The organism is Pseudoalteromonas sp. SS15 (assembly GCF_049257195.1).
Lineage (GTDB): Bacteria > Pseudomonadota > Gammaproteobacteria > Enterobacterales > Alteromonadaceae > Pseudoalteromonas.
Genome location: NZ_JBMMUD010000003.1, coordinates 101,693 through 125,787 on the forward strand (window position 1 = coordinate 101,693; position 24,095 = coordinate 125,787).

The following is a 24,095-nucleotide window of genomic DNA, read 5'->3' on the forward strand; positions in this document are numbered from 1 at the left end:
TAATTTTTATTCACTTTCGATATCAACGACTAGATCGCTGGTGATCGATTCAAGTGCCTCAATCACATTATCTTTGTGCATGCCCGCAGGTAAAGTGACCGTGGCAAATGCACTGAAAATTGGCACCCCCCAATTTGGTGCGCTGCGTTGGCGAGAATTTAAGTGGGTAATGTTTGCGCCCTTATGGCGGATAACACTTGAAAGCTCTTTGACAATCCCCGGTCTGTCATTGCCTGTAATCACTAAATTAAGTGTTTCAGGTATCTGATCTGCAACGTCAGTATCACCAGACTCAATGTGTACTTCTAAGCCTGGTAATGCATTTAATGCTGATTGTATTTCTTGTAGATGCTCCTCTGCTACGCCAACTTGAATGATACCTGCAAATTGGCCAGCTAAATGGCTAAGGTTACTGGTCATCCAGTTACCATGGTGTTCTAGGATGGTTGCTGAGATTTCATCAACGAGACCCGGCCGGTCCTTACCTATTATTGTTAAAACTAACTGCTTCATATCAATGTCTCTTATTATTTTAATCACCGTGTGGTGAAGTGGAAACGAGCGAGCATTGTTCAACATATCCTTACATTAATTAATGCATCGCAGTTTAAGATTAGTTTAGTTTTTTTGCTTGTCCAGAAAATCGGCATGATTGCTATGTTAACGCTACGATTTATAGACATTTTTCTGACTTTTATGTGTTAATAAAAGTTCATACTTTCAGCGCTTAAAGTCCTTTTTATGTAACAATACTGTCATCTTGATGAAATATAATGCGCACAATTCAAAGATAATAAGGTGTTTTAATGTCTACCTCAGCACAGCAAAAATCTTTTAAAACGGACAAGCGCCGTTTATTTAAAGATCGCTTTGCACAATACAGTATTACCGCAGGCGGGGTAATGGTACTTGTGGCATTGCTGTTGATCTTCTTCTATCTACTATATGTCGTAGAGCCAATCTTAGAGTCAGCAAAAGTAGAGAAACGTACTGATGTCAGTTTAGCTTCAGAAAAAAACTATGTTGGTATCGGTGTTGAAGAGCAAACAGAGATTGCTTATCTATTAGAAGATTCTGGGAGTGTCGATTTTTACCATATAAAAGGAGACAACTCAGGGCAATTAATGAAAAGCCTAGATGTTGAACTTGATGGAAATATCACGACATTTGCGAAAAGCGCGCCGTTTTTGGGCTTATATGCATACGGTTTAGATAATGGTGCAATTAAGCTGGTTAAACCTAGCTTCTTAGTGACTTTCCCTGGCAATGAGCGCTTGATCACACCACGTATTAGTTATCCATTAGATGGTGAGCAATTATTGGTAGATGAACAAGAGCAGGCGATTGCTAAGTTTGCCTTTAGTTATTATGAAGATAAAGCAGCAGCAGTTGCTTTGACTGAAGACAAGCGAGTGGTATTTGCGGCATTCACACCAGAAGAAAACATGTTTACTGGTGAAGTTGAATGGCTAATTGAGCGCACTGAGCTAGACATTGATGGTCGTGTAAACGAATTACTGATTTCACCAGACACGTCTCGCGTATTTGTTCGTAGTGCGAACAAAGTTTATATCTTTGACACGCGTGACCCAGCTGAAGTTGAGCAGTTCCAAGTGCTAGCAGCAAATGAAGAAAATGCAAACCTAGTGAGCGCGACATTACTTGCTGGTGCAAACTCTTTGATGCTGGCAAACGATAACGGTGAAGTGTCTCAGTGGTTTGAAGTAAACACCGAAGATAATGGCCGTCAGTTTGCCAAAATCCGTGCATTTGAAACTGAAAAAACAAATAAGCTAGACATTTACACTGAGTACTACCGCCGTACCTTCTTCACTACGACATCATCAGGTGACTTAGGCGTGTACTATACGACCAGTGAAGCTGAATTATGGCGCGGTAAAATTAGCGAGCAAGCGATTGATAACTTTGCAGTATCACCTCGAGCAAACGCGGTTTTATCTTTATCTAATAATACGCTTTCTATATTTGAAGTGCACAACGAGCACCCAGAGGTAACTTGGTCAGCACTTTGGAATGAAGTGTGGTATGAAGGTTACCCAGAGCCTGCATACACTTGGCAGTCAACGTCAGCGTCAGATGACTTTGAATCTAAGTTCTCTTTAGTACCAATTTCATTTGGTACGATTAAAGCGGCGATGTATGCCATGCTATTTGCTGTGCCAATTGCAATTTCAGCAGCAATTTACACAGCTTACTTTATGTCGAGTGAATTGCGTCGCGTAGTTAAGCCAACCGTTGAAATTATGGAAGCATTACCAACAGTTATCCTTGGTTTCTTAGCGGGTCTTTGGTTAGCGCCTTTAATCGAAACGCATCTTCCAGCAGTGATTGCGCTGGTGACTTTACTGCCAGTGGCGGTGATCGCTACCGCATTTGGTTGGACTAAACTGCCGGCGAGTATTCGTCATCTAATTCCAGACGGTTGGCATTCAATTTTACTTATTCCAGTGGTGTTATTTATCGGTTGGTTGTCATTCGCAATCAGCGGTCAAATCGAACTGTGGGTATTTGATGGCAATGTACGTCAGTATTTAACGAATGAGCTAGGTCTAACGTTTGACCAACGTAACTCATTGGTTGTGGGTATTGCGATGGGCTTTGCGGTTATCCCGACTATTTTCTCAATCGCAGAAGATGCGGTATTCAGTGTGCCTAAGCACTTATCAAATGGTTCATTAGCGCTCGGTGCTACGCAGTGGCAAACCCTTGTTTATGTTGTGCTTCTAACGGCTAGTCCGGGTATCTTCTCTGCGGTCATGATGGGCTTAGGCCGTGCAGTAGGTGAGACCATGATTGTACTGATGGCAACGGGTAATACGCCAATTATGGACTGGAGTATCTTCCAAGGTATGCGTACTTTAGCGGCAAACATCGCGGTTGAAATGCCTGAATCAGAAGTGGGTAGTTCGCACTATCGTATTCTATTCCTTGCTGCATTTGTGTTGTTTATTTTTACCTTTGTATTTAACACGCTCGCTGAGTTTGTTCGTCAGCGTCTACGTGAAAAATACAGCTCAATGTAATTATCGGAGTTTCATGACATGGTAAAGCAATGGTTTAAGTCAGGATCTCCTTGGATCTGGATGACAGGTGGTGCAGTTAGCATCAGTTTAATCTCGGTTATCGGTTTATTAGCGATGATCGCGTGGAAAGGTCTAAGCTTCTTCTGGCCATCAGAAGTGGTTGAGTTAAAGCTTGAAGGCTCAGTGCCTAAGCAAACAGTGATTGGCGAGATTTATGACCGTGAAATGGTGCCTAAATCTCGCTTAGAAGCAGCAGGCTATGATTTATCGGCATATCAAGATGAGTATATTGAACGTATCTTGGTAAAAACCGGTAACCGTGAATATGTAGATCTAGATTTCCGTTGGATACTAACAACAGACATCCAGTCTCAAACTAAGCCAGAAGCGATGGCGGTATTTGAGCGTAGTAAAAACGGTAACTTCTATGGCTATGTAGAGCGTGTAATTGAAGACGGTAAAGAAGTTACGAATGCGCCTAAAGAACGTTTAGTTGAACTGGTTGAGCGTGCAGTAGATTTAAATGAAGAAGCACTTGATCTACAAAACGGTGATATTGGTCACATTAACTATGAGCTTGAGCGTCTTCGTTTAAAAGAAAAGAAATACGCACTTGATAATGCCTTAACGGATGAAGTGTTGGCAGATTTAGAGTCTCAGCGTGCAGAACTTCGTGCTGAATACAAAGTATTAGAAGCGCGCTTATTTGAGCTTCGTAAGAAAGCGAAGCGTGACCAAGTGGTTGTACGTGACATGCGTGGTGAGCTAGTAACTTTACCAATTTATCAGGTATTAGACTTGTGGTTCCCTAATGACATGGGCTTCTTTGCAAAGCTAGGCCACTTCTTTGTTCAGTCAGGTAAGTTCGTTTCAGATGATCCCCGTGAAGCGAATACTGAGGGTGGTGTATTCCCTGCAATCTTCGGTACTGTTTTCATGGTTATGCTAATGGCTGTGATTGTGACGCCATTTGGTGTAGTTGCTGCAATCTACTTACACGAGTATGCGGCTAAAAACGCTGTGACTAAGATGATCCGTATCGCGGTAATCAACTTAGCAGGTGTACCTTCGATTGTTTATGGTGTATTTGGCCTTGGCTTCTTCGTTTATATGTTAGGTGGTTCAATTGACCAATTGTTCTATCCAGAAGCTGCACCAAGCCCTGTATTCGGTACGCCAGGTGTGATTTGGTCTGCATTAACCTTAGCAATTTTAACGCTACCTGTGGTTATCGTTTCGACTGAAGAAGGTTTATCGCGTATTCCAAGTTCAGTACGCCATGGTTCATTGGCACTTGGGGCAACAAAAGCTGAAACGCTATGGCGCATTATTGTACCAATGGCAAGTCCGGCAATTATGACAGGTTTAATCTTAGCGGTAGCACGTGCCGCCGGTGAGGTTGCACCACTTATGCTAGTAGGTGTTGTGAAAATGGCACCGACGTTACCGATTGATGGTAACTTCCCGTTTGTTCACTTAGATCGTAAGTTCATGCATTTAGGTTTCCACATCTATGATGTAGGTTTCCAAAGCCCGAACGTTGAAGCAGCGCGTCCATTGGTTTACGCAACAGCATTCTTACTGGTCAGCGTTATCATCGCACTGAATATTACCGCGATTGGTATTCGTAACCATTTACGTGAAAAGTTCCGTTCTCTTGAACATTAATAGTATAACTAGGTATTTTAGAAATGATTACAGTAGCTCCTGAAGTGAATAACACAAATCAAGTTAAATTAGATTTAGCTAATTTGAGCGAAGAGCAAACCGCACTAGAGATCAAAGACCTAGATCTTTACTATGGTGACAAGCAAGCGCTTAGCAAAATCAATATGAAAATCCCTAAGGGTCAGGTAACGGCGTTTATCGGTCCATCGGGTTGTGGTAAATCAACACTATTGCGTTGTATTAACCGCATGAATGACTTAGTAGATATTTGTCGCATCGAAGGTGAGATTAACCTTCATGGTCAGAATATCTATGATAAGAGCGTAGACGTTGCGGCACTTCGCCGTAACGTAGGTATGGTATTCCAAAGACCAAATCCATTCCCTAAATCAATTTATGAGAATGTGGTATACGGCCTACGTCTTCAAGGTATTAAAGACAAGCGTAAGCTAGATGAAGTGGTTGAGCGCTCATTACGCGGTGCAGCGTTATGGGACGAAGTTAAAGACCGTCTTCATGACAGTGCGTTTGGTTTATCAGGTGGTCAGCAGCAGCGTCTAGTTATTGCCCGCTCAATTGCAATCGAACCTGAAGTATTACTGCTAGACGAACCAACATCGGCACTTGACCCGATTTCAACTTTGGTAATCGAAGAGCTGATCAACGACCTGAAAGAAAAGTATACGGTTGTGATTGTAACGCACAATATGCAACAGGCCGCACGTGTTTCTGACCAAACTGCATTCATGTATATGGGTGAGTTGATCGAATACGCTGACACAAACACGCTATTCACAACGCCTTCTAAGAAGAAGACGGAAGACTACATCACAGGTCGTTACGGTTAATAGCGAGCGAGAGGAATAAATCATGGAAAACAATTTAAACAAGCATATCTCTGGCCGCTTTAACGAAGAGCTAGAAAATGTTCGTAACCACGTATTAAGCATGGGTGGCTTAGTTGAGCAGCAGCTTAACCTTGCACTTGATGCAATCAACGACAACGATGCTGAAAAAGCACGTAAGGTCAGCGAGAACGACTACAAAGTTAATGCCATGGAAGTGAACATTGACGAAGAATGTACACGCATCATTGCTAAGCGTCAGCCAGCAGCAAGTGACTTACGTCTAGTAGTTGCGATCGCTAAAACCATCGCTGACCTTGAACGTATTGGTGATGAAGCAGAGCGTATCGCACGTGTTGCACTAGATTCATTTACCAAAGATCAGCAAGATTTATTGGTGAACTTAGAGAATATGGGTCGCCAAGTGTCAAAGATGTTGCATGATGTACTAGATGCTTTCGCCCGTATGGATGCGCAAAGTGCCTTTGAAGTGCATAAAGAAGACGCAAAAGTTGACCGTGAGTATGAAGCGTTAACGCGTCAAATTATGACTTACATGATGGAAGACCCGCGTTCTATTCCTAAAATTATGGATTTAATCTGGTCTGTACGTTCATTAGAGCGCATTGGTGATCGTTGTCAGAATATTGCTGAATACGTTATTTATTTTGTGAACGGTAAAGATATTCGCCATACATCTCAAGAAGATATCGCGAAAACGCTGTAAAAAATATATGCCTCTCTGCGCTGAATTTTTATGATTCAGCGCAGCTTAATTAGCATTTCGGACAAAAATCCGTTCACAACGTCGGCTAATGCTGTAAAATTCACCCCGCAAAGCATATTAATATGATTTAAGGGTCAGTTATGCCTACTAATGCGTTTTTAGGAGTATTTGCTAAGTCTCCTATTAAGCCAATAGAAGAACACATTAAAATCGTACATAAAGCTAGCAGTTCTTTAGTACCGTTTTTTAATCATGTATTCAAATCAGAATGGAAAGAAGCCGAAGCTCTTCGTGTTGACATCCGTAACCTTGAACGTGAAGCAGACGTTTTAAAGCGTGAAGTAAGATTACACTTACCTCGCGGCTTATTTATGCCTGTAGAGCGCACCGATTTATTAGAGTTGATCACTCAGCAAGATAAAATTGCGAATAAAGCGAAAGACATCGCAGGCCGCGTTGTTGGTCGTGAGATGGTGATCCCTCAAACTATCCAAAATGACTTCATTGCTTATCTTGAACGTTGTGTCGATGCAACTAAACAAGCCTCTAAAGCCATCAATGAGTTTGACGAACTACTGGAAACTGGATTCCGTGGTCGTGAAGTGACTCTGGTTGAAAGCATGCTTGAAAAGTTAGACTCAATTGAGCAAGACACGGATGAAATGCAAATCAAGATCCGCCAAGAGCTTCGTGCTATCGAAGGTGAACTTAACCCTGTTGATGTAATGTTCTTATACAAGATCATTGAGTGGGTAGGTGAGCTTGCAGATATTGCAGAGCGTGTTGGTTCTCGACTTGAGCTAATGTTAGCTCGTTAATCGTTTTATTCGTATTTAAAATTTAAGGTTTAACAATGGATATCATTGCTAACTATGGTTCCATGCTGATCCTAATTGCTGCGGCAGTTGGTTTCTTCATGGCATATGGTATTGGTGCAAATGACGTTGCAAACGCCATGGGTACTTCAGTAGGCTCGAAAGCACTTACCATCAAACAAGCGATCATCATTGCGATGATCTTCGAATTCGCCGGTGCATACCTCGCAGGTGGTGAAGTAACATCAACAATCCGTAAGGGTATCATCGACGCAGCGCCTTTCGCTGACATTCCTGAGTTGATGGTATTAGGTATGATCTCTGCACTATTTGCAGCAGGTTCATGGCTACTACTTGCGTCTTTACTGGGTTGGCCGGTTTCAACGACTCACTCTATCATCGGTGCGATTATTGGTTTCGCCTTGGTTGCTGTGGGTAGTGAAGCAATTCAATGGGGTAAAGTTGCCGGTATCGTAGGTAGCTGGATTGTCACCCCAGCCATTTCAGGCTTCATTGCATACTTAATCTTTATGAGTGCGCAAAAGCTTATCTTCGACACAGACTCACCATTACAAAATGCTAAGCGTTACGTGCCTATTTATATGGGTCTAGCTGGCTTTGTTATGTCGCTTGTAACCATCAAGAAAGGCCTTAAGCACATTGGTATTAACCTAGGTGCGGTTGAAGGTTATGCGCTTGCAATCGGTATTGCTGTGGTTGTGGGTATCATTGGTAAAATGGCAATTAACCGTTTGAAAATGGACCCTAAAGCAGACAAGCAAATGCAGTTCAACAACGTTGAAAAAGTATTCGCTATCCTAATGGTACTGACAGCATGTTGTATGGCATTCGCACACGGTTCAAACGACGTAGCAAACGCAATTGGTCCACTTGCAGCAGTTGTGAACATTGTTGAGCACAACGGTGAAATCGCTAAGAAAGCGGCACTTGCTTGGTGGATTTTACCACTAGGTGGTATCGGTATCGTAGTGGGTCTTGCGGTCCTTGGTAAGAAAGTAATTAAAACAATTGGAGAAGGCATCACGCACTTAACACCAAGCCGTGGTTTCGCTGCTGAACTTGCAGCTGCATCAACGGTAGTTATTGCATCAGGTACTGGTCTACCTATCTCTACAACACAAACGCTAGTAGGTGCTGTATTAGGTGTAGGTATGGCGCGTGGTATCGCTGCACTGAACATGGGTGTAATTAGAAATATTGTGGTTTCTTGGGTAATTACATTGCCAGTCGGTGCTGCACTTGCTATTGTTATATTCTACATTCTAAGAACCGCTTTCGGCGTGTAATTAGACTTACAGACTTTTAGCTTGAAAAGACCTCAGCATCACGGTGCTGGGGTCTTTTTATATCCACCACACTTTAAATATCTAATACCAACCCTCAATAATACTTAATCATTTTGAGGGACTAAAGCTGCCGCTAACCACGTTAAAAATTTCTCATTTAGAACAACTAAATAGCAAAATTTTCGCCTCGTTATCGACAAGCTTTCCTTGCCTCAAAAAGGTCACTTAATTAAGAGGATTGGTATAAGCAATTGATCTTATCCGTTTTACTCTGAGTACTTCATCGTTATACTGAATGAAATTTGAGTTTGCTTAGAGAAAACCGTGACAAACCTACCTAGTATTAAACAGCTTCAATATCTTATTGCAGTGCATCAGCATCAACATTTTGGCCGTGCCGCCCAAGCGTGTTTTATCGGTCAATCGACTTTGAGTACCGCAATTCAAACCCTTGAAGAAACCTTAGGCAGTCAACTCATTGAGCGTGAGAACCGAAGCTTAATGTTTACCGAGTTAGGTGAAGAAGTGGTTGCGCGTGCCAAGAAAATTGTTGCCGATACCATGAGCATTAAAGAGTTCACTGAGAGCTTTAAAAACCCGCTGTCAGGCAAGCTAGTCTTGGGATTAATTCCTACTATTGCTAGCTTTATTGCTGCACCACTTTATCAACACTGTCGTGAATCTTTCCCGAATTTAGAGCTGATATTGATTGAAGATACCAGTGATAAGTTATTGGCGCGCCTTGAGCAAGGGCAGATAGATATGGCGATGCTAGCACTGCCTTATCAAACGGAGAAGTTTCACACTAAAGTACTCACTAAAGATGCTTTTTCTTTGGTTTATCACAAAAGCTACCCGTTAAAAGATATCGATGATTACAACTTGCTGCCAGATCAGAGTGTGTTTTTACTTGAAAGAGAACACTGTCTGACTGGCCATGCCCTGAGTGCTTGTCACCTTAACAAACATGAGTGCATCAATCCGTTTGAAGCGAGTAATTTGCACACATTATTGAGCATGGTGGAATATCAGCATGGTGTGACATTCTTACCGCAAATGGCACTCAATGCTGGCATATTGTCTGGTAAAGATTTAGCAGTGAGGAAGTCGGGTACTGATGCGTATCGTGAGATTGGTTTGATCTGGCGTAAAACCACGGGTCGTATTCGAGACTTTCGCTTATTCAGTGAGGGATTATTACCATTCATCACTGAACAATGTGATTGCGAAAAATAAATTTCATTTTTGGCAAACTTTTTTAAAACACCTTTCGACTAACTAAACAGAGATTAATAATTAGGGTTTAAAGGTGTTTTTTCAAAGCCAAGACAAACTCATAAAAAAAGCCCAACAAGGCGACCAAGCTGCGTGGTTAAAGCTTATCAAGCAGCATGAGCAGCAGGTTTATAACCATTGTCTTCGCCTGACTGGCAATAGCCATGATGCACTTGATTTAATGCAAGAAGCCTTTATGAGTGTCTATCGCTCTTTGCATAACTTTCATGGCCAGAGTCAATTTAAGACTTGGCTATTTTCGGTGACCCAAGCGCGCTGTATGGACTTCTTTCGTAAGCAAAGGCAGTCTAGTCCGCTTGAAGAAGTCTCTGAAGCTGCCCATACACCCAGTTGCCCAATTCAATTACAAAGTGATAATCAGCATATTCATGCTGCGCTACAGGCTTTACCGTTCGAGCAGCGACAAATTGTTGAACTGAAGTTTTTCCAGCATTTCACCTTTGAAGAAATCGCTGAGCAGCTGGCTATTTCGCCAAATACCGTTAAATCCCGTTTATATAGTGCGCTTGGAAAAATGAAAGCGCCATTGGAGGTGATCCGTGTCGAATCATGAAATGACCCCCCATGAACTACTCGAAAAGTGGCTTGATGGTGAGCAGCTTACAGAAGCTCAGCAAGCTCAAGTTCTAGCAGATCCAGAAACTAAGCCGCTGTTTGAAAACGCCCAGTCTTGGCAGAGCATGGCCAACAATTATGTAGAGCAAGAGGTTCCGTCTGATACGCACATAGTGATGCCACAGCTTAAACAAGTCAGTCGTTTTCAAGGGCATTGGATGCAGTGGGGCATGGCGGCTTGTGTTGGCTTTTTGAGCCTTCTATCTGTGCAACTGTGGCAACAAAACCAAACACTAGAGCAAGGTCTTGTGGCACAACAAACTCAAATAGCAAAACAGCAAGATACCATGCACAAAATTTTAGCTCAGATGCAAACAAGTCAGAATTTACAAGCTGACCTAACCAATCAAGTGTTACTCACCAATCGTGCAGAACGCCAAGTGGCACTCGATGATTTACTGGCATTTTTGCAAACACAAAGAGCCCAAGATCAAGCGATTCTACGTTTACAACTCAATGAACTTGCAGAGCAAGTGGAACATGCGCCATTGCAAACGATTGCGCATAATGGAGGTCAATAATGAAAACTTTACTCTCTTTATTATCAGTTGCAGTGCTAAGTGCAACATTTTCAACAGCAGCGAAAACAGATCAAGATATCGCTAAATTACAACGAGAAGTGACTATTTTTCAGCGAGTTGTGAGCACGGCATTAAAGCATGATACCAAGGGGCAAGTTCAGAATGTCGAAGGCTACTACTTGGCTGATCAAGGGCTTATTTTTGATGTGAGTTTACGAAATAAAAGTCTGTTTGATTGGCGTAAGCATATTGGGGATATGCAAGATATACATGGCCTTACAGAGATCCAATCACCAGATTTTTCAGCGTTAGAAATGCAAATGTCAGTGCTCGGTGACAACATTGCAGATGTCTCGAAAGAGGCGTATCAAGTAGCTTTAGAAGCGGTGCGCCAAGGCGCGGAGCAAATACGAGAAGTGGCAGAGCAAGAGCGTGAAACACGGCGCGAGTTACATGAATTAGAGCGAGAAAAACATGAACTAGATTACATGTTAAGACGTCAAGAAGAGAAAAACCAAGAGCTGCTTGAGCATCATAAAGAAATCGCTAAAGAAATCGCAAAATTAGAAGCCGAAAAAGTTAAATTGACTGAGAGCAAGGTACAGCTTAAAGAAAAACTGAAGCAGGATAGAGCACAGCGTCAGGCTCAACAGCAAGCGCAACAAGCGTTGCTTAAAACCACTGTGACGGTGAGTTTGGCAAATAGCTTATGTGATTATGGTAATGGCTTACGCAGTGTTAAAGACAGTGAGCATGTAAGTTTCAAGTTTACGCCTTCATACCAGCAAGAAAAGCATATTTTAGTATTTAAAAAGTCGGATATAGAGTCATGTGTTAAAGGGGATATTAACGCAGATAAATTGGCGAAGAGCGCAACACAATATCAATTCTAGTGGCGCTAGATCGCTACATGAAAAGAGGGCTGTCAGCCCTCTTTTTCTTTGTTTATCAAAGGTCTTTTAATTAACCATAGCTCAGGTTAATTACTTGATTGGTGCATGTGTGTTTGCTCGTTGAGGTTTGGCAAAAACAGTAAATACACCCAAACAACCAGATTAAAATAAGGGATCAAACTAAGTAGAGTAAACACAAAAGTAGGATACCCTTTCTTTTGTGTACTTAAGTAACATTGATATGCAATGATGCAGTGTAAGATCAGCAAAAAAGATACTAATAGCAGCATAACGACCTCCTTAACTTTCCTATTGTGATATTTATCAATCCTTGTGATGTCGTGCTAAAAAGTTGAAATCTTAATATTTAGCTGACATCGTTTTTCACATAGGTTTTATTATAGATGAGAAATCGTTAAGTAAAAGTTCAGTTCTGTATTAAATTGTTACGCAACTGTTTTCTCTGGGAAAATAGTTGTAATTTCTTTTTTGAGTAGGTTTATCGGCATTGGCTTAGCAATAAAATACCCTTGCCCGTAATCAATACCAATCTCTTTTAAAGCATCAAATATGTCTTTGCTTTCAACATATTCAGCAACAGAGTGCTTGTCTAATGAATGACTAATATCATTCACGGCCTTCACCAAAGCAAGATCAATGGGATCATTGAGCATGTCGCGAACAAACGATCCATCAATTTTTACATGTTGAGCAGGGAGCTGCTTTAAATAGCTAAAGGTACTGAAGCCTGTGCCAAAGTCATCAATCGAGAAATGGCAGCCCAGTTGATTCAGTTTCTTGATCATCGCCTGAGTCGCTGACAAGTTATTGATACTCGCCGATTCTGTGATTTCAAATATCACTCGACTTGGATTGACTTGATATTGCACTAAGCAATCTTGAATATGGGGTAATAACCTTTCATCTAAAAATGAGTGGGCAGATAGGTTAATTGCAACCTGACTCAATTCAACATGCTCAGAGAGCGCCTTAATGGCATGTTTTACCACACATTGATCCATTAGGAAGGTATCGTTAAGTAACTCTAAAGCAGGAATAAACTGATTTGGGTAAATTAGTTCATCGTTTATTTTTAAACGCAGCAAGGTTTCAAAGTACGCTATATGCGCATGTTTAAAAGACCAAATCGGTTGATAGTGCAGTTCGACTTGTTCGTTTTGTAGTGCTTGGCGTACAGCATGACCCCATTCTAATCCGCCTTGCAGGGTATTATTTTCGGCGTCGTCTTTGTTATAACAATGCACTAAATTACGACCTAAGCTCTTAGCAATATAGAGAGCAATATCTGCCTGTTTTAATGACTCATTGGCATCATGGTTAGAGGCTGTTATCTGAGTTAAGCCGATTGAGCAGCTAATGGAATAGCTATTTTCTTCAGAGTGAAACTCATGCTTATCGATGGCCATACAGATACTTTCGGCAATAATATGCGCATCAAGTAAACTGACTTCTTTTAAGATCACGGCGAACTCATCACCGCCAATTCGGAAGATCAGGTGTTCATCACCTATGTTGTGGCCAAATAGTTGAGCAACTTCTTTAAGAATGATGTCTCCTTGTTGGTGCCCTTTAGAATCATTAATAATTTTAAAATGATCGAGGTCAATATATAGCAGTGCATGTTCAGAAAGTGAGTCTTCACTCATAGTTTTACAGAGACTTTGCAACTGCTGGTCGAAGTAATAGCGGTTGTGCAGCCCGGTTAATGTGTCATGCAGGGCTAAATGACGTAATTGCAATTCAGCCTGTTTACGTTCGTGAATGTTATCTATCGTTGCCGTAATCGTAACATCAGAAGTGGTGTTTTTAATGAGCTGAAAGCGACATTCAACCCAAATAGACGCACCATTTTTTTGAGTGAGTTGTAATTCAAGCTGAGCGTAACGTTGCGTCCCTGTTTTGACTTTGGCGAGCTGCTTATTCAAGGTGTGCTGATCATCTTTATGGATGAACGTTTTTAACGAGACACCTAAACTGGCTTTAATGCCGAATCCTGAGAGTGCTTCCCAAGCTGGGTTAATAAAGCGAATTTTAGCTTCGGTGTCTAACTCCATGACCACGGTATTTAAATGCAATAGAATACGTTGGTGTGCAGAGAATAAGTCTTTGTAGCGACGTTCGCTTTGACTGAGTTGTGATACTTTGTCTGCAAACTCTGCATAACTCACCATAAAATCTTCACGGCGCGCAGCATGATCACAGACTTTGTTTAAAATTGGCAAGTTGTAAGGCGCTCTGACAAAGTCAGTCACACCCATAAGGAGTAGTTGCTCTGCATCATTGACGTCTTTACTGTCGATGATAGTCACAACGGATTGATTTGGCTTATGCTCTAAAATTGCCGCGATTAATTGCTTACTTTCAGAGTAGGTTGTACCAGAGGTGTTAATCAACACAATTGCGTATTGGTTTTGTAAGAATAGCGCTTGTGCATCTTGTAGCGAGTTAACAACGGTACATGCAAAACTGAACTCGAGTTGCTCGCAGATTTCTTCTGCTTGAGTATGATCAGGCTCGAATAATAACAAATCAAGGCGGCTGCTCTTTTCCAATTGTGTAGATAACACATTGGCTAATAACTCAGGAAGTTGCTCATGTTTCTCAAAAGGTAAAACGGCATCAATGCTATAACTTCTGGCGGTAGTTTCAGCAATGCGTTCGCAATAAATAGGCGGAGTGAGCACGATGGGCGTGTGTTTGGGGGTTTCTAATAATCCTGAGCGCACCATACGTGCAAAGCGCCAGCCATCAATTTTTCCAACATCGAGCCCTGTGATAATGAGATCAACGGCTCGTTGTTTTAATAGATGCAAAGCAGCTTGGCTATCTTCACATTCGACGATTTCAAACACTTCTAGTTTATTGAGGGTAAGTGTAATGGTTGCGCGTTCGGACTCGCTGGCATTGACTATGAGCAATGAAAGTTGCCTTGCCATACTTATATTAACCTCAATCGATTTGTTGTCATCGTCTACGATACCTTTGCTTTACCGAGTATGTTTTATTTTAATTATTCTTTTCTAAAATGTCGGTAATTAGCTGTTTCTAAAAACATTGCTTCGAAGACCTAGGTTAATGCTATTTTTGTGCACTTACAAGCACTTGATTAAGTGTTATAGGAACACTAAACTTGGCCGCTGTTTTATAACTTGAGGTGTTGTCATGCGCGTTGCTGACTTTAGTTTTGAACTTCCTGATGAGTTAATCGCTCGTCATCCTATGGCAGATCGTACTGCGAGCCGACTACTGACTCTCGATGGGAATACAGGCGAGTTAGGTCACAAGATCTTCAAAGATCTCATTGATTTCTTAAATCCGAACGATTTAATGATCTTCAACAATACCAAAGTGATCCCAGCCCGTATGTATGGCCAAAAAAGCACAGGTGGTAAAGTTGAAGTGTTGGTTGAACGTGTTGTAGACGAGCATCGAGTGCTTGCCCATGTCCGTTCAAGCAAGTCACCAAAAGAAGGTGCAACACTGATTTTAGAAGGTAAAGCAGAAGCGACTATGATCGCACGTCATGGTGAGTTGTTTGAGCTTGAGTTCAAAGGTGAGAAAACGGTGTTAAACATCTTAGATGACATTGGCCATATGCCTTTACCGCCTTATATTGACCGCCCAGATACGGAAGAAGATAAAGCGCGTTATCAAACCGTATACAACGAAAAGCCAGGTGCAGTGGCGGCGCCGACAGCGGGTTTACACTTTGATGAAGCATTGCTTGAAAAGATCAAAGAAAAAGGCATAGAAACACAGTTCATTACTTTGCATGTAGGTGCGGGCACTTTCCAACCTGTGCGTGTTGATTCAGTAGATGAGCACGTGATGCATTCTGAGTACATTGAAGTGTCTCAAGAAGTGGTTGATGCTATCAAGAAAACCAAAGCCAATGGCGGTCGAGTGATTGCGGTAGGTACGACATCTGTTCGTTCACTGGAGTCTGCGGCGAAAGCGAGCGAAGGTGAATTACAGCCACTTTATGGCGATACAGACATTTTCATCTACCCTGGTTATGAATTTCAGGTAGTCGATGCCATGATCACTAACTTCCACTTACCAGAATCTACTTTGATCATGTTAGTGAGTGCGTTTGCAGGCCAAGATCATATTATCAATGCCTATAAAACGGCAGTGAATGAGCAATATCGCTTCTTCAGCTATGGCGATGCCATGTTTATCACCAAACAAGATAAATAACGACTAAAATTCAATAGCGAATGATATTCTATTAAGGCCCTGAAACTCAGGGCCTTGTTGTTTTAAGCTTTTCTTATTAACTCCTGTCTTTATCCATCTTTAATTTCTTAGTTTTCGCCCCAATAATTAGAATTCACTGTGTAAACAAGGTAGAATCGGACGGTTAAAATCAGCTCTAAAAATAAACGCGATGGCGTTTATAGAACGAGTGTTGGACTGTTTTTCCGACTTTTGAGGTAGCTATGAAATTTGAATTAGATCGCACAGATGGTAAAGCCCGTCGCGGCCGTTTGATTTTTGACCGTGGTGTGGTCGAAACGCCTGCATTTATGCCTGTAGGTACGTACGGTACTGTTAAAGGCATGACGCCTGATGAATTAAAAGACACAGGTGCACATATCTGCTTGGGTAATACCTTTCACTTAATGCTTCGTCCTGGTACTGAAATCATCAAGCAACATGGCGATTTGCATGACTTCATGAACTGGGATAAGCCAATCCTGACTGATTCAGGCGGTTTCCAAGTATTCAGCTTAGGCGCAATGCGCAAAATTTCTGAAGAAGGCGTAATGTTTAAGTCACCAGTGAATGGTGAAAAAATCATGTTATCGCCAGAGAAAGCGATGCAAGTACAGCGTGACTTAGGTTCAGACATCGTCATGATCTTTGACGAATGTACACCTTACCCTGCAACTGAAAAAGAAGCCCGTGACTCAATGGAATTATCACTACGCTGGGCAAAACGCTCGAAAGAAGGTCATGGTGATAACCCTTCAGCGTTATTCGGTATTATTCAAGGTGGTATGTACCCTGAGCTTCGTGCAGAATCACAAAAAGGCCTAGAAGAAATTGGCTTTGATGGTTATGCACTCGGTGGTTTATCAGTGGGCGAGCCAAAAGAAGACATGATCAACATCCTTGATCACTGTGCTTACAAAATGCCAGAAGATAAGCCGCGCTATTTAATGGGCGTTGGTAAACCAGAAGACTTAGTTGAAGCGGTGCGTCGTGGTATCGATATGTTTGACTGTGTAATGCCAACGCGTAATGCGCGTAACGGTCACTTGTTTATCAGTACGGGTGTTATTAAAATCCGTAACGCAGTTCACAAAACAGATACAGGTCCATTAGATCCTGAGTGCGATTGTCATACATGTAAAAACTACTCGCGTGCTTATTTACACCACTTAGATAAGTGTAATGAAATCTTAGGTGCACGTTTAAATACTATCCATAACTTACGTTTCTATCAACGTGTAATGGAAGGTCTAAGAAATGCGATTGCCGAGGGCAAGCTAGACGAATTCGTAGAAGATTTTTACGCTAAACGTGGCCTACCAGTGCCGCCATTAGCTGAAACAGAATAATATAAATTTAAAATATAAGAGGAAGTGTTATGAGTTTATTTATCTCGACTGCGCATGCAAGTGCTGCAGCGCCTGCACCTGCTGGCGGTGGCATGGAAATGCTTATCATGTTAGGTGTATTTGGTTTGGTATTTTATTTCTTAATCTACCGTCCACAAGCTAAGCGTGTAAAAGAGCATAAAGACCTAATGGGTGCATTAGGTAAAGGTGACGAAGTACTTACACAAGGTGGCTTAGTAGGTAAAATCACTAAAGTTGCTGATGACAAAGACTTTGTCGTTATTGCTTTAAATGATCAAACTGAAGTTACAGTACAAAAATCAGCAGTATCAGCTGTGTTGCCTAAAGGCACAATGAAATCGCTGTAATCTAAAAACAAAAATAAAAAGGTAAAGCCTGTGTTAAACAAGTATCCAATGTGGAAGTATTTACTTGTTCTGGCTGTATTAGCGATTGGTATTTTATATGCCACACCAAACCTGTATGGCCGAGATCCGGCCATACAGGTTTCTGGTACTAAAGGTGCCAGCGCTGATCTAAGCGTGCTAGACAAAGTAAATGAGACTCTAAAAGAGAACAACATCACAGTTAAATCTTCAGCATTAGAAAACGATCAAGTATTGGTACGTTTTACGAATGTTGAAGAGCAGTTAAAAGCGCAAGATATTTTGCGTGACAGCCTATCTGACGACTACATTTCAGCAATTAATATGAGCCCAGCACAACCTGATTGGTTGAAAGACATTGGCGGTAATCCAATGAAGCTTGGCCTAGATTTAAGTGGTGGTGTTCACTTCACAATGGAAGTCGACATGGTCACAGCGTTAGACAATGCGTTAGAAACCATGGAGCAAGATTTCAAGAGTGACTTACGTGGTGAAAAACTTCGTTATCGTTCTATTCGCCGTGTCTCGGGTGCTGAACGCGTACAAGTGATCATGCGTAATGATGATGACAAAGATGCGGCAGAGCGCTTCTTAAAGCAGCGTTACCCACTGTATAACTTTGTTGATGATAGCAGCAACAGCTTGGCATTCTTCGCGAGCTTGAGCGATCAGAAGTTCAAAGAGATCCGCGCTTACGCAATCAAACAGAACGAAACCATCATTCGTAACCGTATTAACCAGTTAGGTGTTGCTGAACCAAATGTACAACAGCAAGGTGCTGAACGTATTATTGTGCAACTACCAGGTGTTCAAGACACTGCTCGTGCTAAAGAAATTTTAGGTGCAACGGCTACGCTTGAGTTCCGTGAAGTAGATGAAAACGCGGATGTACGCTCTGCTGCCCAAGGCCGTGTGCCACCGGGCACTGAAGTGATCATGCACAAAGATGGCTACCCAGTAGTACTGAAGAAACGCGTTATTTTAGGCGGCTCTCACATTACTGGCGCACAATCGGGTATGGATGAATACTCACGCCCTCAGGTGAGCATCAACCTTGATAGTAAAGGTGGCGCTAAAATGAGTGCCTTCACTAAACGTGCTGTTGGTAAGCGTATGGCGACCGTATTCATTGAATATAAGCCATCAGGTAAGAAAGACGAAAACGGTAAAGCGCTTCCGCCAATTAAGGTTGAAGAAGTGATTAACGTTGCAACCATTCAAGCTCGTCTGAACAACTCATTCCGTATTACAGGTATTGATAACCCAGCTGAAGCCCATAACCTGAGCTTATTACTTCGTGCTGGTGCCTTAGTTGCGCCAATTCAAATCGTTGAAGAGCGTACAGTAGGTCCAAGCCTAGGTCAGGAAAACATCGAAGCGGGTATGACAGCTGTGGTACTTGGCTTTGCATTTGTACTGGCATTTATGTTGTTGTACTACAAAGGCTTTGGTCTGGTATCTAACATTGCACTTGCTTCTAACCTAGTACTTATTGTTGGCGTTATGTCGATGATCCCAGGTGCGACACTGACATTACCAGGTATTGCCGGTATCGTACTAACGGTAGGTATGGCGGTGGATGCGAACGTACTTATCTTTGAGCGTATTCGTGAAGAATTAGCCGATGGACGTAGCCCTCAGCAAGCGGTTCACCAAGGTTATGACAGTGCGTTTAGCACCATTTTCGATGCCAACATCACTACACTGATTGCAGCCGTTATCTTATTTGCGGTTGGTACAGGTCCAATTGCGGGCTTCGCTGTAACACTTGCAATCGGTATCATCACGTCGATGTTTACGGCCATTGTCGGTACGCGTGCTGTGATCAATTTAGTGATCGGTGGCAAGCGCATTAATAAGCTTTCAATCTAGGAGACGGATATGCAGTTATTAAAATTAAATGACACCATCCGCTTTATGTCAGCGCGCAAGCTTACCATGGCGATTTCTGCGTTATTGATCTTGGCATCAATTGCCTCTATGGCAATTCGTGGATTGAATTTTGGCTTAGACTTTACTGGTGGTACTGCGGTTGAGGTGGGCTTTTCACAGCCAGCTGATCTGGCAAAAATCCGCTCTGTCTTAGCTGAAAATGGTTTTGCTGATGCGTCAGTTCAGTTATTTGGTTCGAGCCAAGATGTACTGGTCCGTTTAGCACCACGCGGCAGCGATGTTAAAGCAGAGACGATTGGTAACCAACTAATCGCTGCGCTTAAACAAGCGGACAGCAGTGTAGAAATGCGTCGTATTGAGTTTGTAGGCCCAAGTGTGGGTGAAGACTTAAAAGAGCAGGGTGGCTTAGCCATGCTCACCGCGCTTATCTGTATCTTGATGTATGTGGCATTTCGATTTGAATATCGTTTTGCCATCGGTGCGGTAGCGGCACTTTTCCACGATGTGATCATCACTATGGGTCTTTTCTCATTATTAGACCTAGAATTTGATCTGACGATCCTTGCAGCAATCTTAGCGGTTATCGGTTACTCACTGAATGACACCATTGTTGTATCTGACCGTATTCGTGAGAACTTCCGTAAAGTGCGTATTGATGACACCATTGAAATTATCAATATCTCACTCACGCAAACACTAAATCGTACGTTAGTTACATCAATCACGACTATTTTAGTATTGATTGCGCTATTCGTATGGGGCGGCCAGACCATTCATGGTTTCGCAACTGCGCTACTATTTGGTGTGTTCATTGGTACTTACTCTTCTGTTTATGTTGCAAGCTCAGTTGCAGTTGCTATGGGTGTAAGCAAAGAAGATTTGATACCGGTAGAAGTTGAAAAAGAAGGTGCGGACTTAGACGCCATGCCTTAAGAAAACCTATGTTTTCTTTGAAAAAACCGCATATGTAAATATGCGGTTTTTTATTGTCTGAAAAGCAACTTTTGAACCTTTCCTTTGTAATTGCATCAAATCAGTTATAATCAAGAAAAGTATTTAAAATAGGTAAATTTATGAAAAGCTTATTGATTGCAGTATTACCTTTGGCCTTTGTCTTATCTGGTTGCAAGGTAAACGAAGGTGAAGCATACGAGAAAGATAAAGCACCTGAAGAACGCGCTGAGTATGTAGGCACAGAAGGGCTTGCACAGGCACAAAAAGATAAACTGTATTTGATGGATAAAGAGCTTAGAGACAAGTGTAACGATGCGAAGATCAGTTACGCGGTGGCGAAATCAAATAACAATGAGAAAGAAGCACAAGCGCAAAAAGCCATTATGGCCAATACCTGTAAAGGTAAGTAAGGCATCTAAAAGTTATCTAAATTCGCTGAATTTAGAAGAATAAAGAAAACCTCATAATTTTATGACAATGATATTTCATTCTTTTCTTTAAAGAGTATAATGAGAATTGTTTTCAATAATAATTACGAGGTTCTCATGAAATCTAGGTTGGCAATTTTACTTACAAGCCTTGCACTAACAGCATGTTCAGAGCAGGTTGAGCAACAAACACAAACGACTGAAGCTGCACCAGCCAAAGTAACCAACTTAGACACCTACAAGCAACAAGCACAAAGCTTACTTGGTGAGATCAGAGCCAACGAAGCATCTCAAAAACTTGAGCAAAGCTCACAGCAACTTGTTGCGACCTCTCGTCAATTATTAGCTGAATTCACCGCTAAGTACCCAGCATGTGACAGCTACCTTTCGGCATTAGACAAAGCTGCTGATGTTATTCCAACGTTGCCACTAGAAGAAATTGAATCTGGTTACCATAAAGACGGTAAGTTACCTAAATACGACTCGCCAGTGTGCTACCACGCAAAAGATTTATTGGTTCACCCTGCAACTGTGCAAGCAATGGCTTCACAAGGTATGCAGTTTGAATCGGCCTATGAAGATGCTGAACTTGAAATTGTCGAAGTGATTGCGCATTTTGACCAAGTTGAAAAAGCACTTCGCTAATTTCTTGCTTCGTTATAAGTTAATGTAAGATCAATAATGGCGCCCATTGGGCGCCATTATTGATCTTACATTAGCCTGAATTTACTTATCTTGGCCTGTGAGTCGCAAAAACTTCTCAGCTAAGGCATCTAAATCTTCTTTGTGATTGGGGTCGGGCTTTATGCAATCGATCGGGCAAACACTTACACACGTGGGCGTGTCGTAATGGCCGACACACTCAGTGCATTTATTTGGATCAATCTCATAAATTTTCTCACCCATATAAATGGCCTCATTCGGACATTCAGGATCGCACATATCACAGTTGATGCACTTTGAATTGATCAACAGCGCCATGATTTAGGCCTTTTTAAATGGGTTACGCGTATCTTCTTGATCGTTCAGATTACGCATCAAAATAGCGTGATCTAAATCGATATTTTCAGGCAATGGAATTTTTACAATGTGACCAGAGCCTTTCGCATCGTCAATTTTCTCGCCCTTTTTGTTTTCCATGTGCTCAAGGTTGAAGCTGATGTTGCCTTGCGGTGTCATCAGCTCAAGACTGTGACCCGTACAGAATTTATTCTTAACATCAATCTCAACCAAGCCATTGTCCAAGCGACCTAATACTTCACCCACAAATTGCTGTTTGTCAGAAACTGAGTGGCCGTATTCATAGTTTTGGTAATCTTGGTGAGCGTGGCGCTTTAAGAAACCTTCGGTATAACCACGGTGTGCTAGGTTCTCAAGAGTGCGCATCAGGTTTGGATCAAACGGTTTACCTGCTACCGCGTCATCAATTGCCTTGCGGTAAACTTGCGCTGTACGTGCTACATAGTAGAAAGATTTAGTACGACCTTCGATCTTCAAGCTGTGCACGCCCATTTTTGTCAGTTGATCCACATACTGCACCGCACGCAAGTCTTTTGAGTTCATGATGTATGTACCATGCTCGTCTTCAAATGCTGGCATGTATTCGCCCGGACGACCTTGCTCTTCTAACATGAAAACTTCGTTGGTCGGTGCGCCCTCGCCCAGTGTAGGGATCACAGATTGTGGGTCGATTTTATGCACTACATCGCCGGTTTCAGTTTCTTTACCTGGCTTAACGTCATATTCCCAACGGCATGCATTGGTACACGTACCTTGATTCGGATCGCGCTTATTGATGTAACCAGATAATAAGCAGCGACCAGAGTAGGCCATGCATAATGCACCGTGAACAAACACTTCTAACTCGGTTTGTGGGCACAGCTCACGAATTTCAGCGATCTCTTCAAGGGATAATTCGCGAGATAAGATCACCCGCTCAATCCCTTGTTTCGCCCAAAACTGAACTGATGCATAGTTAACTGCGTTAGCTTGTACAGAAAGGTGAATAGGCATATCTGGCCATTTATCACGGACTAACATGATTAAACCCGGATCAGACATGATGAGTGCATCGGGCTTCATGGCAATTACAGGTTCAATGTCTTTTAAGTAGGTTTGCACTTTTTTATTGTGTGGCGCGATGTTTGAAACTACATAGAGCTTTTTATTGAGTGCATGGGCTTCGTTAATCCCCAATTCTAAATTGGCTAAATCAAATTCATTGTTACGCACGCGCAAGCTGTAACGTGGTTGGCCTGCATACACGGCATCGGCACCATATGCGAATGCATAACGCATATTTTTTAAACTACCTGCAGGGGATAAAAGCTCTGGAACAAACATAGTAAAAACCTCTTACATTGAACTGAGTGCTGGTCAGCTGTTTCGGTCAAAAGTGACGGTAAAATTTCAGGTGAAATTAAAAAGCGGCGCAGTATAAAGGTTAATGAAATTGTCATGTTTGACGCAGATCATGGTTTTTCGCTGAAATCTGATCTATTCGAAATTTTTAAAGGATCAAGATCTAGTAGGTTTTTAGCGCTAAAACGCGTATAATTCGCGCCCGTAAATATTCAACAATTATTTTGGAGCTAAAAAGATGGCTTTAGAGCGTACTTTTTCAATCATCAAGCCTGATGCGGTAGCTAAAAACCACATCGGTGCAATCTACAACCGTTTCGAATCTGCTGGTCTTAAGATCGTTGCTTCTAAAATGGTTCACCTTTCTCAAGAGAAAGCTGAAGGTTTCTACGCAGAGCACAAAGAGCGTCCTTTCTTTGGTGCACTAGTTTCTTTCATGACTTCTGGCCCAGTAATGGTTCAGGTTCTTGAAGGTGAAAACGCAGTTCTTAAGAACCGTGAAATCATGGGTGCTACTAACCCTGCAGAAGCACTAGCTGGTACTTTACGTGCTGACTACGCTGACAGCATCGACGAGAACGCGGTACACGGTTCTGACGCACCTGAGTCAGCTGCTCGCGAAATCGCTTACTTCTTCGCTGAAGAAGAAATCTGTCCTCGTACTCGCTAATCGCGAATCGAACAGAGTAAAGAAGGGCTCTCGGGCCCTTTTTTAGTCCTTGCTGCTTTTGCAAAGTCAGTTTTTATAGCTATT

23 protein-coding genes are annotated in these 24,095 nt (G+C 42.1%); 18 read left to right on the forward strand and 5 right to left on the reverse strand.

Annotated elements, in window-relative coordinates; translation table 11 throughout:
• Nucleotides 1-6: 6 nt before the first annotated feature.
• Nucleotides 7-513 carry a glycine cleavage system protein R gene (locus AAEU28_RS07465; protein WP_421963568.1) on the reverse strand — a complete coding sequence of 169 codons (507 nt, stop codon included), beginning with the start codon at nucleotides 511-513 and terminating at the stop codon, nucleotides 7-9.
• A 293-nt stretch (nucleotides 514-806) separates the two neighbouring features.
• On the opposite strand from AAEU28_RS07465, the gene AAEU28_RS07470 reads away from it, so the two are divergent.
• From AAEU28_RS07470 to AAEU28_RS07515, 10 genes are all read left to right on the forward strand, one after another.
• Nucleotides 807-3,044, forward strand: a complete 2,238-nt coding sequence (locus AAEU28_RS07470) for an ABC transporter permease subunit (protein ID WP_421963569.1) — start codon at nucleotides 807-809, stop codon at nucleotides 3,042-3,044.
• A gap of 18 nt (nucleotides 3,045-3,062) precedes the next feature.
• Nucleotides 3,063-4,712 (forward strand): phosphate ABC transporter permease PstA, encoded by a 1,650-nt coding sequence (gene pstA, locus AAEU28_RS07475; RefSeq protein ID WP_421963570.1) that lies wholly within the window; start codon nucleotides 3,063-3,065, stop codon nucleotides 4,710-4,712.
• Nucleotides 4,713-4,735: 23 nt separating this feature from the next.
• Complete coding sequence (gene pstB / locus AAEU28_RS07480) at nucleotides 4,736-5,560, forward strand: phosphate ABC transporter ATP-binding protein PstB (protein WP_058028771.1); 825 nt, start codon at nucleotides 4,736-4,738, stop codon at nucleotides 5,558-5,560.
• 22 nt (nucleotides 5,561-5,582) lie between these two features.
• Nucleotides 5,583-6,284, forward strand: a complete 702-nt coding sequence (gene phoU / locus AAEU28_RS07485; protein ID WP_138479710.1) for a phosphate signaling complex protein PhoU — start codon at nucleotides 5,583-5,585, stop codon at nucleotides 6,282-6,284.
• A gap of 140 nt (nucleotides 6,285-6,424) precedes the next feature.
• A complete protein-coding gene (locus AAEU28_RS07490) occupies nucleotides 6,425-7,102 on the forward strand; it encodes a TIGR00153 family protein (RefSeq protein WP_138560716.1) in 678 nt (225 codons plus the stop codon).
• 35 nt (nucleotides 7,103-7,137) lie between these two features.
• Nucleotides 7,138-8,406 (forward strand): inorganic phosphate transporter, encoded by a 1,269-nt coding sequence (locus tag AAEU28_RS07495; RefSeq protein ID WP_058028774.1) that lies wholly within the window; start codon nucleotides 7,138-7,140, stop codon nucleotides 8,404-8,406.
• A gap of 324 nt (nucleotides 8,407-8,730) precedes the next feature.
• Nucleotides 8,731-9,642, forward strand: coding sequence for a hydrogen peroxide-inducible genes activator (locus AAEU28_RS07500; protein WP_421963571.1), 912 nt, complete (start codon nucleotides 8,731-8,733; stop codon nucleotides 9,640-9,642).
• A 73-nt stretch (nucleotides 9,643-9,715) separates the two neighbouring features.
• Nucleotides 9,716-10,255, forward strand: coding sequence for an RNA polymerase sigma factor (locus tag AAEU28_RS07505; RefSeq protein WP_421963572.1), 540 nt, complete (start codon nucleotides 9,716-9,718; stop codon nucleotides 10,253-10,255).
• On the forward strand, nucleotides 10,242-10,838 hold the full coding sequence (locus AAEU28_RS07510; protein WP_421963573.1) for a hypothetical protein: 597 nt from the start codon (nucleotides 10,242-10,244) through the stop codon (nucleotides 10,836-10,838). The genes AAEU28_RS07505 and AAEU28_RS07510 overlap by 14 nt, the downstream gene beginning before the upstream one ends.
• A complete protein-coding gene (locus AAEU28_RS07515; protein WP_421963574.1) occupies nucleotides 10,838-11,731 on the forward strand; it encodes a hypothetical protein in 894 nt (297 codons plus the stop codon). Before AAEU28_RS07510 ends, AAEU28_RS07515 begins: the two co-directional genes overlap by 1 nt.
• A gap of 86 nt (nucleotides 11,732-11,817) precedes the next feature.
• Here AAEU28_RS07515 and AAEU28_RS07520 read toward each other — a convergent pair whose 3' ends face one another.
• Nucleotides 11,818-12,021: a hypothetical protein gene (locus AAEU28_RS07520; RefSeq protein WP_138479724.1), complete on the reverse strand. Its 204-nt coding sequence runs from the start codon at nucleotides 12,019-12,021 to the stop codon at nucleotides 11,818-11,820.
• 156 nt (nucleotides 12,022-12,177) lie between these two features.
• A complete protein-coding gene (locus AAEU28_RS07525; protein WP_421963575.1) occupies nucleotides 12,178-14,688 on the reverse strand; it encodes an EAL domain-containing protein in 2,511 nt (836 codons plus the stop codon).
• A gap of 226 nt (nucleotides 14,689-14,914) precedes the next feature.
• Here AAEU28_RS07525 and queA point away from each other — a divergent pair, with 226 nt between their 5' ends.
• From queA to AAEU28_RS07560, 7 genes are all read left to right on the forward strand, one after another.
• Nucleotides 14,915-15,952 carry a tRNA preQ1(34) S-adenosylmethionine ribosyltransferase-isomerase QueA gene (gene queA, locus AAEU28_RS07530; protein WP_421963576.1) on the forward strand — a complete coding sequence of 346 codons (1,038 nt, stop codon included), beginning with the start codon at nucleotides 14,915-14,917 and terminating at the stop codon, nucleotides 15,950-15,952.
• A gap of 242 nt (nucleotides 15,953-16,194) precedes the next feature.
• The gene (gene tgt, locus AAEU28_RS07535; protein ID WP_058028782.1) at nucleotides 16,195-17,319 is read left to right on the forward strand and encodes a tRNA guanosine(34) transglycosylase Tgt; all 1,125 of its coding nucleotides are present in this window, start codon (nucleotides 16,195-16,197) and stop codon (nucleotides 17,317-17,319) included.
• Nucleotides 17,320-17,348: 29 nt separating this feature from the next.
• Nucleotides 17,349-17,687, forward strand: a complete 339-nt coding sequence (gene yajC, locus AAEU28_RS07540; protein ID WP_058028783.1) for a preprotein translocase subunit YajC — start codon at nucleotides 17,349-17,351, stop codon at nucleotides 17,685-17,687.
• 30 nt (nucleotides 17,688-17,717) lie between these two features.
• Entirely contained in the window at nucleotides 17,718-19,577 is a 1,860-nt protein-coding gene (secD, locus tag AAEU28_RS07545; protein WP_421963577.1) for a protein translocase subunit SecD, read from the forward strand.
• Nucleotides 19,578-19,586: 9 nt separating this feature from the next.
• On the forward strand, nucleotides 19,587-20,531 hold the full coding sequence (gene secF, locus AAEU28_RS07550) for a protein translocase subunit SecF (protein ID WP_349284574.1): 945 nt from the start codon (nucleotides 19,587-19,589) through the stop codon (nucleotides 20,529-20,531).
• Nucleotides 20,532-20,671: 140 nt separating this feature from the next.
• Complete coding sequence (locus AAEU28_RS07555) at nucleotides 20,672-20,962, forward strand: hypothetical protein (protein ID WP_138631490.1); 291 nt, start codon at nucleotides 20,672-20,674, stop codon at nucleotides 20,960-20,962.
• Nucleotides 20,963-21,097: 135 nt separating this feature from the next.
• Nucleotides 21,098-21,625 carry a hypothetical protein gene (locus tag AAEU28_RS07560; RefSeq protein WP_171037282.1) on the forward strand — a complete coding sequence of 176 codons (528 nt, stop codon included), beginning with the start codon at nucleotides 21,098-21,100 and terminating at the stop codon, nucleotides 21,623-21,625.
• Between the two features lie 81 nt (nucleotides 21,626-21,706).
• Here AAEU28_RS07560 and AAEU28_RS07565 read toward each other — a convergent pair whose 3' ends face one another.
• Nucleotides 21,707-21,961 (reverse strand): YfhL family 4Fe-4S dicluster ferredoxin, encoded by a 255-nt coding sequence (locus AAEU28_RS07565; protein WP_058028788.1) that lies wholly within the window; start codon nucleotides 21,959-21,961, stop codon nucleotides 21,707-21,709.
• A 3-nt stretch (nucleotides 21,962-21,964) separates the two neighbouring features.
• Nucleotides 21,965-23,323: a tRNA 5-hydroxyuridine modification protein YegQ gene (gene yegQ, locus AAEU28_RS07570; RefSeq protein WP_058028789.1), complete on the reverse strand. Its 1,359-nt coding sequence runs from the start codon at nucleotides 23,321-23,323 to the stop codon at nucleotides 21,965-21,967.
• 256 nt (nucleotides 23,324-23,579) lie between these two features.
• Here yegQ and ndk point away from each other — a divergent pair, with 256 nt between their 5' ends.
• A complete protein-coding gene (gene ndk, locus AAEU28_RS07575) occupies nucleotides 23,580-24,011 on the forward strand; it encodes a nucleoside-diphosphate kinase (protein WP_058028790.1) in 432 nt (143 codons plus the stop codon).
• Nucleotides 24,012-24,095: the final 84 nt, after the last annotated feature.